The sequence below is a fragment of the Pseudonocardia sp. CA-142604 genome, from assembly GCF_050948475.1.
In the GTDB taxonomy this organism is placed as follows: domain Bacteria; phylum Actinomycetota; class Actinomycetes; order Mycobacteriales; family Pseudonocardiaceae; genus Pseudonocardia; species Pseudonocardia alaniniphila.
In genome coordinates this window covers 5,476,842-5,489,959 of sequence record NZ_CP192045.1, presented here as the reverse complement: position 1 = coordinate 5,489,959, position 13,118 = coordinate 5,476,842, and the positions used below count along the sequence as shown (strand labels likewise).

The 13,118-nt window shown below is 71.8% G+C and carries 11 protein-coding genes; 8 read left to right on the top strand and 3 right to left on the bottom strand.

All coding sequences use genetic code 11. From position 1 onward, the window contains the following. Nucleotide 1 precedes the first annotated feature (1 nt). Nucleotides 2-1,213 carry a lycopene cyclase family protein gene (locus tag ACQPZQ_RS24870; RefSeq protein WP_433284495.1) on the bottom strand — a complete coding sequence of 404 codons (1,212 nt, stop codon included), beginning with the start codon at nt 1,211-1,213 and terminating at the stop codon, nt 2-4. Nucleotides 1,214-1,294: 81 nt separating this feature from the next. Between ACQPZQ_RS24870 and ACQPZQ_RS24865 the strand changes: the two genes are divergently transcribed. Beyond that, the gene (locus tag ACQPZQ_RS24865; protein ID WP_433284493.1) at nt 1,295-2,845 is read left to right on the top strand and encodes a deoxyguanosinetriphosphate triphosphohydrolase family protein; all 1,551 of its coding nucleotides are present in this window, start codon (nt 1,295-1,297) and stop codon (nt 2,843-2,845) included. A gap of 22 nt (nt 2,846-2,867) precedes the next feature. Here the strand turns inward: ACQPZQ_RS24865 and ACQPZQ_RS24860 are convergent, their stop codons facing one another. Further along, on the bottom strand, nt 2,868-3,656 hold the full coding sequence (locus ACQPZQ_RS24860) for an SDR family oxidoreductase (RefSeq protein ID WP_433284491.1): 789 nt from the start codon (nt 3,654-3,656) through the stop codon (nt 2,868-2,870). A 127-nt stretch (nt 3,657-3,783) separates the two neighbouring features. Between ACQPZQ_RS24860 and ACQPZQ_RS24855 the strand changes: the two genes are divergently transcribed. The 5 genes from ACQPZQ_RS24855 to ACQPZQ_RS24835 all read left to right on the top strand — a co-directional run bounded on the left by ACQPZQ_RS24855 (nt 3,784) and on the right by ACQPZQ_RS24835 (nt 9,207). Beyond that, nucleotides 3,784-5,415 carry an ABC-F family ATP-binding cassette domain-containing protein gene (locus ACQPZQ_RS24855; protein WP_433284489.1) on the top strand — a complete coding sequence of 544 codons (1,632 nt, stop codon included), beginning with the start codon at nt 3,784-3,786 and terminating at the stop codon, nt 5,413-5,415. Between the two features lie 325 nt (nt 5,416-5,740). Continuing rightward, nucleotides 5,741-5,950, top strand: coding sequence for a helix-turn-helix domain-containing protein (locus tag ACQPZQ_RS24850; RefSeq protein ID WP_075942968.1), 210 nt, complete (start codon nt 5,741-5,743; stop codon nt 5,948-5,950). Between the two features lie 25 nt (nt 5,951-5,975). Next, a complete protein-coding gene (locus tag ACQPZQ_RS24845; protein ID WP_433284487.1) occupies nt 5,976-6,779 on the top strand; it encodes an enoyl-CoA hydratase/isomerase family protein in 804 nt (267 codons plus the stop codon). A gap of 107 nt (nt 6,780-6,886) precedes the next feature. After that, nucleotides 6,887-8,830, top strand: a complete 1,944-nt coding sequence (locus tag ACQPZQ_RS24840) for an ABC transporter ATP-binding protein (protein WP_433299349.1) — start codon at nt 6,887-6,889, stop codon at nt 8,828-8,830. A gap of 149 nt (nt 8,831-8,979) precedes the next feature. Beyond that, complete coding sequence (locus ACQPZQ_RS24835; RefSeq protein WP_433284486.1) at nt 8,980-9,207, top strand: hypothetical protein; 228 nt, start codon at nt 8,980-8,982, stop codon at nt 9,205-9,207. A 507-nt stretch (nt 9,208-9,714) separates the two neighbouring features. Here ACQPZQ_RS24835 and ACQPZQ_RS24830 read toward each other — a convergent pair. Then, nucleotides 9,715-10,284 carry a TetR/AcrR family transcriptional regulator gene (locus ACQPZQ_RS24830; protein WP_241038204.1) on the bottom strand — a complete coding sequence of 190 codons (570 nt, stop codon included), beginning with the start codon at nt 10,282-10,284 and terminating at the stop codon, nt 9,715-9,717. 109 nt (nt 10,285-10,393) lie between these two features. Here ACQPZQ_RS24830 and egtA point away from each other — a divergent pair, with 109 nt between their 5' ends. Then, a complete protein-coding gene (gene egtA / locus ACQPZQ_RS24825; protein ID WP_433284484.1) occupies nt 10,394-11,779 on the top strand; it encodes an ergothioneine biosynthesis glutamate--cysteine ligase EgtA in 1,386 nt (461 codons plus the stop codon). Further along, the gene (gene egtB, locus ACQPZQ_RS24820) at nt 11,776-13,113 is read left to right on the top strand and encodes an ergothioneine biosynthesis protein EgtB (protein WP_433284482.1); all 1,338 of its coding nucleotides are present in this window, start codon (nt 11,776-11,778) and stop codon (nt 13,111-13,113) included. Before egtA ends, egtB begins: the two co-directional genes overlap by 4 nt. Nucleotides 13,114-13,118: the final 5 nt, after the last annotated feature.

The following is a 13,118-nucleotide window of genomic DNA, read 5'->3' as shown; positions in this document are numbered from 1 at the left end:
ATCACCCGATCGTGGTCACCTCGTCGATCACGGGGGGTGCGGGCGGGCGCAGCGCGGGCCCGACGAGCCGCCGGCGCAGCCGCCAGCCCGCGCGAGCGAAGAGCGCGTTCATCGTGGCCGCCATCCCGCGCAGGTCCTGGCGCCCGGTGAGGTAGGCCCAACGGTGGCGCTCGGGCAGGCCGAGGAACACCTCGAAGAAGGCAGGGACCTCGTCGGGGGGCATGCGCAGCAGCGCCTCGAGCCCGACACGGCGCAGGCGGTGCACCGCGCGTGCCGCCGCGGGCCAGATGGTCGCGTCGGCAGCGGCCAGCGCGGCGTGGGGGCCCGCCGGGAGGTGAGTGGCCACCGCGTCGGCCACCGCAGGCGCGAGGCCGAGCGTCGCGGCGAGGTTGAACCCGCTCGCCGGGTGCACGAGCGGGGCCGCCGCGCCGAAGCCGAGCACGCCGGGCGTCCGGTGCAGTGGGGAGTCGATGGGGAAGACCACCCGCTCGACCGGTGCGGTGGACTGCGGTGTGATCCCGTGGCTGGCCAGCCGCGCGAGGAGCCTGCGCTTCAGCACCGGCAGCGGAAGCCCGGGACGACGTGCCAGCGACGTCTCCTCGAGCAGCACCGAGCCGCGGCCGAGCGGCACGGCGTAGAGGAACGTCGGCCAGCCGTCCTCACCGTGGTCGCGGCGCCAGTCCATGAACAGCGCGGTGCCTGTGGCGACGAGGCCGGCCGCCTGCGACTCGTCGACCACCACGCCGTACGCCGTCTGTTCCGCGGCGGGACGCCGGTGAGTGGATTCCGAGCGCAGCGGCTGGCGCCGGCCACCGGCGTCCACGACGATCCCGGCCTCGATCCGGGAGCCGTCCGCCAGCGCGACCGTCCCGGGCACCACCACACCGACAGCGCGGCCGGCCAGGACGGTGGCTCCGGAGCGCCCGAGGCGGGAGTCCAGGTGCGCGCGGAGCCCGGCGACGTCCAGAACGGCGTAGTCCCAGCCCAGATCGTGCGGCGAGAGCGCGATGGCGCGGCCGCGCACCACCGCGGCCACCGCCGACGGGGGCAGCGTCGCGGGCAGCTCGCGGACCCAGCATCCGTAGGTGACCCGCCACGGGGCGTCCGGAGTCGGGTCGACCAGCAGCGTGCGCAGCCCGCGCTCAGCGGTCTCGGCAGCCAGCGACCGGCCCGCAGGGCCGCCGCCGACCACGAGAACGTCCGCTCTGAGCACGGACTCGTTCTACCGCCCCACCCGGCGACTCGCCCGTTCCCGTCCGCAGGTCGTGCCGCACGCGGCGATTAGCCTGCTGCGATGACCGATCTGGGGGTGGCGGGCGACCTGGGAGTGGGACCGGCGGCACGTCAGGAAGCGCCGGAACGGGCCGGGCCCGATCACGCCGCGCGGGCGGCCCGGCGCTCGCTGGTCTCCGAGACGGGTGCTGCTCTCGCCCGTAGCCCCTTCCGCGTGGACCGGGACCGGATCGTGGCCTCGCCGTTCTTCGCCAGGCTGGCCGGGGTGACCCAGGTGGTGAGCCCCACGGGGTCGGGGTTGCTCGTGCACAACCGGCTCACCCACAGCCTGCAGGTGGCCCAGGTGGGGCGTGCGATCGCCGAGCGACTGACCGCCGACGCCGCCACGGCCGCCGTGCTCGACCGCCTGGGCGGCCTCGACGCCGACGTCGTCGAGGCCGCGGCGCTGGCCCACGACCTGGGCCACCCTCCGTTCGGGCATCTCGGGGAGCAGGTGCTCGACCGGCTCGGACGTGAGCAGCTCGGGCTGCCCGACGGGTTCGAGGGCAATGCACAGAGCTTCCGGATCGTCACCACGATCGACCTGCACGGCCCCGGCGGCACGGGCCTGGACCTGACCGCCGCCGTCCGGGCCGCGGTGCTGAAGTACCCGTGGGCGAGGCGGGGCCATCCCGATCCGCATCCGAGCGCGGCGGCGCTCCCGCCGCGCGGTGGGGGCCCGCTGCCGGGCGCTCCGGACGCCGGATCGGCGAAGTTCTCGGCCTACTCCACCGAGTTGGACGACCTGCGGGCCGGCCGCAGCGCGTTCGGGGCCATCGGGCCGTGGCAGCAGACCGTGGAAGCGGCCGTGATGGACCTCGCCGACGACATCGCCTACGCCATTCACGACCTCGAGGACTTCCACCGTGTCGGCGTGCTCCAGCAGGCCGGGGTGGCCGCCGAGCTGCGCGGCTGGCAGCAGGCCGGCTCGGCGGTCGGCGGCGACCGCCCCGGGGCTGCGCTCGAGCGGCTTCGGCGCAGGCTCGAGAACAAGGACGGATGGGCCTACGACGCGGAGGCGTTCGCCGCGGCCGTCGAGCGCGTCCGCACGGAGCTCGCGGACGGGCTGCTGGCCTCGTCGTTCGACGGGTCGATGGCCGCGGAACGGGCCGTCGCCGAGTTCTCCGCGCGGTGGACCGCACGGCTCGTGGGCGGGGTGCGGGTGCTCACCGATCCGCCGGTCCGTTCCGCGCACGTCGCGCTGGCCACCGAGCAGTGGCACGAGGTGGCGGTGCTCAAGTTCGTGCACCACCGGTTCGTGCTGCAGCGCGCCGATCTCGCCTCGCACCAGCGCGGGCAGGCCACAGTGCTGGCAGGCCTCGTCGCGGCGCTGCACGACTGGCTCGCCGAGGACGACAGCGAAACCCGCAAGCCCCCGCGCCTGCGCGACCTCGTCGAGCTGGCCCGCGGTGAGTTCGCCGCGTTGGCACCCGCCGCCGACGTGGAGCGGCTGGCGCGTGGCCGCGCGGTGGTGGACTACGTCGCCTCGCTCACCGACGGACAGGCCACGGCGCTGCTCGACGTGCTGACCGGCCGCTCGGCCCGGCTCTGGACCGACGCCGCTGTGCTCTAGCGGCGGCGGACAACGTGCGCGATCAGGCCGGGCCCCGCGAGCCGGTGGCGAGGATCCCGCCGTCGATCCGCACGATCTCGCCGGTGATCCAGGACGCCGCGTCGGACACCAGGAAGGCGACGAGCGAGGCCACGTCCTCAGGCTCGCCGAGCCGCTTCATGGGGAAGGGCTCGCTGGCCTTCTCCTCGCCCTCGGCGTACAGCATGCTGGCGAACTTCGTCTTCACCACCGATGGCGCCACGGCGTTGACGCGGATGCCGGGCCCGAGCTGCCAGGCGAGCTCCTCGGTGAGACGGATCAGGGCCGCCTTGGACGCGCCGTAGATCGGGATCACACCCGTGGAACGCAGCCCGGCGGTGGACGCGAGGTTGACCACGGCGCCACCGTGCTCGCCCATCCACGCCTTGTAGGCCAGCTGCACGAACGCCAGCGCCGCGACGACGTTGGTGTCGAAGATCTTGCGGACGGCGTCGAGGTCGGCGTCCATGAGGAAGCCGTAGATCGGGTTGATTCCGGTGTTGTTGATGAGGATCCCGAGGTTGCCGAACGTCTCGACGGTGCGGGTGACGGCCTCCTCGCGGGCCTCCGCCGAGCCGGCGTTGCCCGCCACCGTCAGCACGCGCGACGCGTCGCCACCTGCGAAGTCGGCGACCAGCTTCTCGCCCGCGGCGGCGAGCTCGTCGGGCTTGCGGGCCGTGATCGTCACGGACGCGCCGCGGGAGAGCAGCTCGCCGGCGATGGCGAACCCGATGCCGCGGCTCGCGCCGGTGATGAGGGCTGCTCGGCCGGACAGGTCGGTGAGATCGGTCATGTGCGGCACCCTACTTCCAGAATCCGCTAGCCCGGGTCGGTAGTCTGGATGCCGTGATCCGGACCGTGTAGCGGCGAGCAGCTCCCCGGGCACTCGTCTGTACTGCCGGACCTTCTGGAGTTCTTCTTTGATCACCGCCACTGACCTGGAACTGCGCGCCGGGTCCCGGATCCTGCTGTCCGGGGCCACCCTGCGCGTACAGCCGGGCGATCGCATCGGGCTCGTCGGGCGCAACGGCGCCGGCAAGACCACCTCGATGCGCGTGCTGGCAGGCGAGGGCGAGCCGTACGCCGGCAGCGTCGGTTCCAACAGCCCCGTCGGCTACCTGCCCCAGGACCCTCGCGAGGGCGACCTGACCATCACGGCGAAGGATCGCGTGCTGTCCGCGCGCGGCCTCGACGAGATGCTGCGCGAGATGGAGAAGGCCCAGACCGCGATGGCCGAGCTGGTCGACGGCGCCCAGAACGAGCGGGCGGTACGCGAGTACGGCCGGATCGAGGAGCGTTTCTCGGCGCTCGGCGGGTACGCCGCCGAGAGCGAGGCCGCCCGGATCTGCGCCCACCTGGGCCTGCCCGACCGCGTGCTCCACCAGCAGGTCGCCACCCTCTCCGGCGGTCAGCGCCGCCGCGTCGAACTGGCCCGCATCCTCTTCGCCGCCTCCGACGGTGGCGGCGGGGGAGCGCCCAGCGCCACCACGCTGCTGCTCGACGAACCCACCAACCACCTCGACGCCGACTCGATCACCTGGCTGCGGTCCTTCCTCTCCGCCCACGACGGCGGTCTCGTCGTGATCAGCCACGACACCGAGCTGCTGGCCGCGGTGGTCAACAAGGTGTGGTTCCTCGACGCCACGCGCGGCGAGGTCGACGTCTACAACATGGACTGGCGCCGCTACCAGGAGGCGCGCTCCACCGACGAGAAGCGCCGCCGCCGCGAGCGCGCCAACGCGGAGAAGAAGGCTGCCGTGCTGCACACGCAGGCGGCGAAGATGGGCGCGAAGGCCACGAAGGCCGTCGCCGCGAAGAACATGGCGCGCCGGGCCGACCAGCTGCTCGCAGGCCTCGAGCCCGAGCGGCGTGCCGACCGCGTCGCGAAGATCCGCTTCCCCGACCCGTCGCCGTGCGGGCGCACCCCGCTCACCGCGGAGGGGCTGAGCAAGGCGTTCGGCTCGCTGGAGGTGTTCACCGGCGTCGACCTCGCCGTGGACCGCGGCACGAAGGTCGTGGTGCTGGGGCTCAACGGCGCCGGGAAGACCACGCTGCTGCGGCTGCTCGCCGGCACCGAGATGCCCGACGCCGGCCGGGTCGTGCCCGGCCACGGGCTGCGCACCGGCTACTACGCGCAGGAGCACGACACTCTCGATCTCGACGCCACGGTCTGGGAGAACGTCCGGCACGCCTCGCCGGACACCCCGGAACAGCAGCTGCGGACGTTGCTCGGGTCGTTCATGTTCTCCGGCGACCAGCTCTCGCAGCCCGCCGGCACGCTCTCGGGCGGGGAGAAGACGCGCCTCGCACTGGCCGGGCTCGTCTCGAGCGCTGCCAACGTCCTTCTGCTCGACGAGCCCACCAACAACCTCGACCCGGCGAGCCGCGAACAGGTTCTCGACGCGCTCCGGCGCTTCGCGGGGGCCGTCGTTCTGGTCACCCACGACCCCGGCGCGGTCGAGGCGCTGCACCCCGACAAGGTCATCGTGCTGCCCGACGGCACCGAGGACCTCTGGTCGGCCGACTATCTCGAACTCGTTCAGTTGGCCTGATCGGGCGATTTGCCACTCTTCGGGCGACCACCCGATCGGACAAAGTTATTCGGCACCTCGTGTTCACCGGCTGTAATCCATGGGTCGGAAAAGAACCTGAGTGGGCTCACCCTCGGCGACAATCAGGTGGCGAGGGAGTGGCCGGGAGGTCACAGGGGTGCGTCAATGATCACCCGTCCGCGTGGTCCGTTCGGCGCAACCGTTCACCGATCATCGAGTGGATCTCCTGGTTACAGGTCTTTCGGTAAGCGATCATTGCGCGCACCGGGGGGCCGGTAACGAGCCGCGCGCGGAAGTACTGCGGCGGACAGAGGAGGAAACGGCCGTGGCCGACCTGAAGAAGGGTGCACGTATCACCGGCACCCAGCGTGACAAACTCGCCACCGATCTCAAGAAGAAGTACGAGAAGGGCGCCAGCATCCGAGCGCTCGCTGAGCAGACCGGGCGGTCCTACGGATTCGTTCACCGGGTCCTCAGCGAGACGGGCGTGTCCTTGCGGGGTCGTGGCGGGGCGACGCGCACCAAGAAGAAGTAAGACTGCCGCGGGCTAGCCTGCCCGCATGACGACAGCGGCGGTGGACCCCGGCCTTCTCGAGCGCGGCGGAGTGGCGCTCGACGTGGACGGCCCCCGGGCAACGATCTGGCTTTCGCGCCCTGAGGCGCTGAACGCACAGACGCCGGCAACGTGGGAAGCGTTGCGCACGATCGGCGAAGCCCTTTCCGATGAGGTTCGGGCAGTAGTCGTGCGGGGTGAAGGACGGGCTTTCTCAGCCGGTCTCGACAGGCGCTTCTTCTGGGCACGCGAAGTCGATGGGATGCCCGGCATCGCCGGCATCGCGGAGCTGCCCGACGGAGACGCCGATGCCGTCATCGCCGGTTTCCAGGCCGGCTTCTCGTGGCTGCGTCACCCCGCACGGGTCACCGTTGCGGCGGTACAGGGCCACGCGATCGGAGCTGGATTCCAGCTCGCGCTGGCCTGTGACCTGCGGGTTGTTGCCGACGACGTGCAGTTCTGCATGGCGGAGGCCACCTTGGGGATCGTCCCGGACCTCGGCGGCACCCACCCACTGGTCCACGCCGTGGGCTACGCCCGCGCCGTGGAGATATGCCTCACCGGGCGGCGGGTCGGAGCGGACGAGGCGGTGGCATGCGGTCTCGCACTGCGTGCGGTTCCCGTTGCGGAACTGGACGCCGAGGTCGATGCCCTCGTCTCCGCCCTCCTGGCCCCGCCGCCCGGTGCCGGCGCTGAGACCCACGCATTGCTCGCGCGAGTAGCGGACGGCCTGGACCCCGCCGCCGCCCTCGCGGCGGAACGCGCTGCGCAGCTTCGCCGTCTGCGGAGCCTCGCCGCGGGTGAGGGATGATCGTGGGGATCAGGGAGTAAAAGGACGCCGCGGCGGCGTTGCAGCGCTCCGAAGAGCTGTTGCAACGGTGTAAGTAAGGAGCCGCGGTGGACCGGACCTGGGGAATGATGCGGGGCGTCGTCCGCGCGGCGGACGCCCCGAAGTCGGTGAAGAAGGGCACGATCAAGCGGATCTGGGCCTTCGCCCGGCCCTACCGCGGCTGGCTGCTGACGTTCCTGCTCCTGACGGTCGTCTCGGCCACCATCGGTGTGCTGACGCCGATACTCGCCGGGCGCGTGGTGAACGCGATCGTCGCGCGCGGCGACGTGTCCGTTGTCGCGGCCACGGTGCTCGGCCTCGCCGGCGGTATCGCTGCTCTCGCGGTGCTCGAGGCCGTGGTCGGCCTGGTGTCGCGCTGGTTCTCCTCCCGCATCGGGGAGGGGTTGATCGTCGACCTGCGGCGCGCTGTCTTCGAGCACGTGCAGCGGATGCCGATCGCCTTCTTCACACGTACGCGCACGGGCGCCCTCGTGAGCAGGCTCAACAACGACGTGATGGGCGCGCAGTCGGCGATCACATCGACGCTGGCCACCGTGCTGAGCAACTCCGTCCAGCTCGCACTCGCCCTGGGCGTCATGATCAGTCTGGCCTGGCAGGTGACGCTGCTGGCGCTCCTGCTGCTGCCGATCTTCGTACTGCCTGCCCGCCGGATGGGCCGCACGATCGCCGATCTGCGCCGTGAGTCGGCCGACCTCAACGCGAGCATGAGCACGCAGATGACCGAGCGGTTCTCCGCGCCGGGCGCCACGCTCGTCAAGCTCTTCGGCCGTCCAGAGGAGGAGGCGCGCGAGTTCGGGGAACGTGCGGAGCGGGTGCGTGACATCGGGGTGCGCACCGCGATGGTGTCGCGCGTGTTCGTCACCGCGCTGTCGCTCGTGTCGGCGCTGGCCCAGGCGCTCGTCTACGGCCTCGGCGGCTACCTGGCCGTGACCGGGCAGATCGAGCCCGGCACGGTCGTCACTCTCGCGCTCCTGCTGACGAGGCTCTACACACCGATGACCGCGCTAGCCAACGCCCGCGTCGACGTGATGACGGCGCTCGTGTCGTTCGAGCGCGTCTTCGAGGTGCTCGACCTCAAGCCGATGATCACGGAGAAGCCGGACGCCGTGGAGCTCCCCGACGGACCCGTCAGCGTGCGGCTGCGCGATGTGCGGTTCGGCTACCCGAACGCGGACCGGGTCTCGCTCGCCTCCTTGGAGGAGGTGGCCGTGCTGGACAACCGCGTCAACGAGGAGGTGCTGCACGGCATCGACCTCGAGGTGGGCGCGGGCCGGTTGCTCGCGCTCGTCGGTTCGTCGGGAGCAGGCAAGTCGACGCTCGCCTCCCTGGTGCCGCGGCTGTACGACGTGGACGAGGGCGCGGTCGAGCTGTCCGGCATCGACGTGCGGGACCTGACCTTCGCCGCGGTGCGCGGCGCCGTGGGTGTGGTGACCCAGGACGGGCACCTGTTCCACGACACCATCCGGGCCAACATGCGCTACGCCGCGCCGGAGGCGAGCGACGCCGAGATCATCGACTCCCTGCGCCGGGCCCGCCTCGGCGCCCTGCTCGACGCACTTCCCGACGGCCTCGACACGGTGGTGGGGGAGCGCGGGTACCGGCTGTCCGGAGGGGAGCGGCAGCGACTGACGATCGCCCGGCTCCTGCTGGCCCGGCCGCGCGTGGTGATCCTCGACGAGGCCACCGCGCACCTGGACTCCGAGTCCGAGGCCGCCGTCCAGGCCGCACTCGCCGAGGCGCTCGTGGGCCGCACCGCGATCGTCATCGCCCACCGGCTCTCCACGATCCGAGCCGCGGATGAGATCGCGGTGGTCGAGCAGGGCCGGATCGTGGAGCGCGGCACCCACGACGAGCTGCTCGCCGAGGCCGGCCGCTACGCCGCGCTCTACCGCACCCAGTTCGCCGACGGCGACACCCCGGGCGAGCCGGTCGTCGAACCCCTGCCGAACGGGATCGCGTGTGGCATCCCGGGGTGCACGGTGCGCCATCAAGAGGCGCACCTGGTCGGCTGACCGGCGGAAATACGTGGGCGACGCCACGTCCGCTCGTCGTGGCGACGGAGGAGCATGGAAGTCGGGTGACCGGAGAGTCGACGCCGACCACAGTGCCCATCCCTGACGGTTCAACGGTCGGCGGCGATCAGCCGCGCTGGAGCACAACCATGATCATGATCTGCGAGCGCTGCTACGGCCGCATCAGCGACGGCGAGGAAGTGGTCCGCCTGGCCCACATCGCGGAGGCCCTTCCCGACGGCAGCATGACGTGGTGGTACTCCTACACCCACCCCGCCGGGGCCGCGACCTGCGGCGCGACGGTTCTCTCCGGCGAGGAAGGCCCCGACACCGGCGAGTGGAACCCCGCCCGAGGTATCGGCGGCGGGCGGGCCTGACCGACGCGCGTGCACCAGGCGCCCACCGCGGCCGATCACGGGCACGGACCGGCAGATCATCGGTTCGGGACGTGCAGCCGCGTGTGGCGCGGTTCCGGGTGCCGGTTTGGTGATCATGGCTGGCGGCCGCTGGATTCCATGATCGTTCCCAGATCTGGGTTTTCGTCCTTGCGAGGGCGGATCGCCCGATCTCGTGGCGATCATCGCGCTCAGACCGCCGGCGCGCCGCGGCCGGCGGCGGCCCGTACGACGGTCCGGGGACTGCGGCCAGTTCGATCGTCCCGGAGGTTGATCATCGTTTCGGAACCGTCAACCGGCTGTGGTGCGGTTGGCGGTGCCCAACTAGTGATCATGGTCCGGTGCCTGGCCTTGGCGTGGGCGGCGCCCCGGTACGCGCGGCCCATCCCGAGTGGCGATCATCACTCGCCGCGGGGAGCGGCGATCAGTACGAGCGGCCCGTCAGGTCCCGGGATCGGACCCGCTCGAGGCGCTCAGTCGCAGCGGCCGTCAGCGGCGGCGGACGGCGCCCTCCACGAGGTCGAGCACGCCGGTGAGGTGTTCTGCGGGCAGTTCCATGGACAGGTGGGAGACCAGCCCTTCCAGCACCAGCTCCAGATAGCGCGCCAGGACCGGGATGGGTACGTCGTCGCGCAGTGTGCCAGCGCGCGCCTGCCGTTCGAGCCGTGCCTGGGTGGCCGCGGTGAGCGCCTCGGCGTGCTGGCGCCAGCGGTCGCGGAAGCCCGGGTCGGTACGCCCCCGGCGCGCGATCTCGAGGAACGTGCCCGTCCAGCCGGCGTCGATGCGTTCGGGTGATGTCAGGAGCTCCCGCATCACCTGTACGAGGCCCTGCTCGGCCACGATCTCGGTCATCCGTTCGGCGTCCCGCTCGGCGAGGGCGAAGAACAGGGCGTCCTTGTCCCGGAAGTGGTGGAAGATGGCCCCGCGCGACAGGCCGGTGGACTGCTCCAGCCTGCGCACCGTGGCTCCCTCGTAGCCGTGGCGTGCGAAGCAGGCGCGAGCCCCGTCGAGGATCTGCTCACGCCTCGCGGCGAGCTGGTCGGCGCTGACACGGGGCATCAGACCAGGATAACTGGAACGCGAGACGTACGTACGTCTTGAGAATTGCCCTTACGTACCAGTGACGGCTGTCGAGCCCCTGAAATCGTCGTAGCCCACGGGTAGCGTCATGCGAGTGGCGAGAGATGTGGGCATCGCGACGGCTACGGCAGTGGGTGCTCCCGCTGCCGATCCGCCGGATGCGGGCCCTTCGGTTCTACGCGACTGTGCCGATGCTGAGGCATATGTGGCGTCCGTCTGTTTCAAGATCGGCCCTCCCCGACTTGTCGGGGTAGAGCTCGAGTGGCTGCTGCATCAGCCGTCGGCTCCCGAGGTGCCACCTGATCCCGCCGTGTTGGTCACGGCGCTCGGGCCGCACACCCCCACCACGCTCGACCCGTCCTCGTCCGCACTACCGCTCCCCGCCGGTTCGGCCGTCACCGTCGAACCGGGTGGCCAGATCGAACTCGCGAGCCCGCCCCTTCCGGATCTCGGAGGGCTGCTGCAGACCGTCCGCGCCGACGCCGACGCACTGCACCACCTGCTCGCCGGTCAGGGACTGCAACCCCAACTCCGCGCCACCGACCCGGTGCGTCCTGCGGTCCGCATCCTCGACGTTCCTCGCTACCGAGCCATGGAGCAGGCGTTCGACCGGTTGGGGCCCCACGGCCGCAGCGCGATGTGCTCCACCGCCGCCGTGCAGGTGTGCGTCGACGCGGGGGAGCAAGGCGACGTCGCCGAGCGCTGGGCTGCGGTCCACGCGTTCGGCCCGGTGTTGTTGGCAGCGTTCGCCAACTCACCGCTGTTGCACGGCAGGCCCACGGGATGGAAGTCCTCGCGATGGGCGTGCTGGCAGCGGGCCGACCCGTCCCGCACGGTGCCCCCGCGGATCTCCGACGTCGAAACGGAGGACCCGGCCACGGCGTGGGCGCAGCGTGTGCTGAGCAGTCCATTGCTGCTCGTGCGCAGGGAAGGGGCGTGGGAGGTGCCCAGCGGCGTCACGTTCGCCGACTGGGTCAACGGTGCCCTCCCGGCGCCTCCCACCACCGCCGACCTCGACTACCACGTCTCCACCCTGTTCCCGCCGGTCCGACCGCACGGGCATCTCGAAGTGCGCTACGTCGACGCCCAGCCGGGGCGCCGGTGGGCGCTGCCCGTCGCGGTGATCGCCGCGTTGCTCTCCGACAGCGTCGTCACGGGCAAGGCGCGCGAGGCATGCGAGCCCGTAGAGGGTCGCTGGACCGAGGCCGCCAGGCTCGGCCTTGCCGACCAGCCGCTCGCCCAAGCCGCGGCCACATTGTTCGAGCTGGCCTGCGACCGGTTGACCGCCCTCGGTGCTCCCCGCTGGGTGGCCGACGACCTCGCGGACATGACGGAAAGGCAGGTCCTGCGCGGCCTGTGCCCTGCCGACACCGCCGTCGAGGTCTTCGCCGACCGCCTCATCGGAGACCTCGCACCCGACTTTGCCGACAACTCCACCCGCAAGCCGGCACCCCCGGAGGGAGAGACGTCATGACCGTCAGCGACCAGATCGCGTCAGGCAGCGAGGAGCTACGCGCCCGCGTCGCCGAGCTGCTCACCGCGTCCCGTGCTCGCAGCACCGCTCTCACCGACGCCGTCGACGAGGCCGATCTCGTGGCCCAGCACTCACCGTTGATGTCACCGCTGGTCTGGGACCTCGCGCACATCGGCAGCCAGGAGGAGCTCTGGCTGGTGCGTGACGTCGGCGGGCGCGAGCCGCTGCGTCCGGAGATCGACGGGCTCTACGACGCGTTCCAGCACTCGCGCGCCAGCCGCGTCGATCTACCGTTGCTCGGCCCGGCAGAGGCTCGCGCCTATGTGGCCGAGGTGCGCGACAAGGCGCTCGACACCCTCGAGCGCACCCAGCTCACCGGTCGCCGGCTCGTGGAGAACGGCTTCGCCTTCGGCATGATCGTGCAGCACGAGCAGCAGCACGACGAGACGATGCTCGCCACCCACCAGTTGCGTGCCGGCGGCCCGGTATTGCATGCGGATGCCCCGCCCGCAGGGCGGGCGCCCGCCGCCCGCGAGGTGCTCGTCCCCGGTGGCCCGTTCACGATGGGCACGTCCACCGAACCGTGGGCGCTCGACAACGAGCGTCCCGCGCACGTCGTCGAGGTTCCGGCGTTCGTCATCGACACCGCGGCCGTCACCAACGGCGAGTACGCCGAGTTCATCGCGGCGGGCGGCTACGACGACCAGCGCTGGTGGAGCGACGCGGGCTGGGCGCACCGCGTGTCGGCCGGGCTCACAGCACCCGAGTTCTGGGAGCGCGACGGCTCGGGCGAGTGGCACCGGCGGCGGTTCGGCGTGGTCGAGCGGGTGCCGGCCGACGAGCCGGTCGTCCACGTCTGCTTCCACGAGGCCGAGGCGTACGCCCGCTGGGCAGGCAAGCGACTGCCCACGGAGGCGGAGTGGGAGAAGGCTGCACGGTACGACCCCACCACCGGACGCTCCCGCCGGTTCCCGTGGGGCGACGAGGAGCCCACCGCCGAGCACGCCAACCTCGGGCAGCGCCACCTGCAGCCCGCGCCTGCCGGGGCGTTCCCCCTCGGAGCATCGCCGCTCGGCGTTCAGCAGCTCGTCGGCGACGTATGGGAGTGGACCAGCTCGGGCTGGCACCCCTACCCGGGGTTCGAGGTGTTCCCCTACCCCGAGTACTCCCAGGTGTTCTTCGGCGGCGACTACCGGGTGCTGCGCGGCGGTTCCTTCGGCACCGACCCGGCTGCCATCCGCGGCACGTTCCGCAACTGGGACCACCCGATTCGCCGGCAGATCTTCTCGGGTTTCCGCTGCGCCCGGGACGTGTCCCCGGCGGAGACGGCGTAGCGCCG

What these genes read in the sequence shown, in the direction of transcription:
- ACQPZQ_RS24865 (WP_433284493.1), top strand. Translation starts at nt 1,295, where the DNA reads ATGACCGATCTGGGGGTGGCGGGCGACCTGGGAGTGGGACCGGCGGCA.
- ACQPZQ_RS24860 (WP_433284491.1), bottom strand. Translation starts at nt 3,656, where the DNA reads ATGACCGATCTCACCGACCTGTCCGGCCGAGCAGCCCTCATCACCGGC.
- ACQPZQ_RS24845 (WP_433284487.1), top strand. Translation starts at nt 5,976, where the DNA reads ATGACGACAGCGGCGGTGGACCCCGGCCTTCTCGAGCGCGGCGGAGTG.
- ACQPZQ_RS24840 (WP_433299349.1), top strand. Translation starts at nt 6,887, where the DNA reads ATGCGGGGCGTCGTCCGCGCGGCGGACGCCCCGAAGTCGGTGAAGAAG.
- ACQPZQ_RS24835 (WP_433284486.1), top strand. Translation starts at nt 8,980, where the DNA reads ATGATCATGATCTGCGAGCGCTGCTACGGCCGCATCAGCGACGGCGAG.
- ACQPZQ_RS24830 (WP_241038204.1), bottom strand. Translation starts at nt 10,284, where the DNA reads ATGCCCCGTGTCAGCGCCGACCAGCTCGCCGCGAGGCGTGAGCAGATC.
- egtA (WP_433284484.1), top strand. Translation starts at nt 10,394, where the DNA reads ATGCGAGTGGCGAGAGATGTGGGCATCGCGACGGCTACGGCAGTGGGT.
- egtB (WP_433284482.1), top strand. Translation starts at nt 11,776, where the DNA reads ATGACCGTCAGCGACCAGATCGCGTCAGGCAGCGAGGAGCTACGCGCC.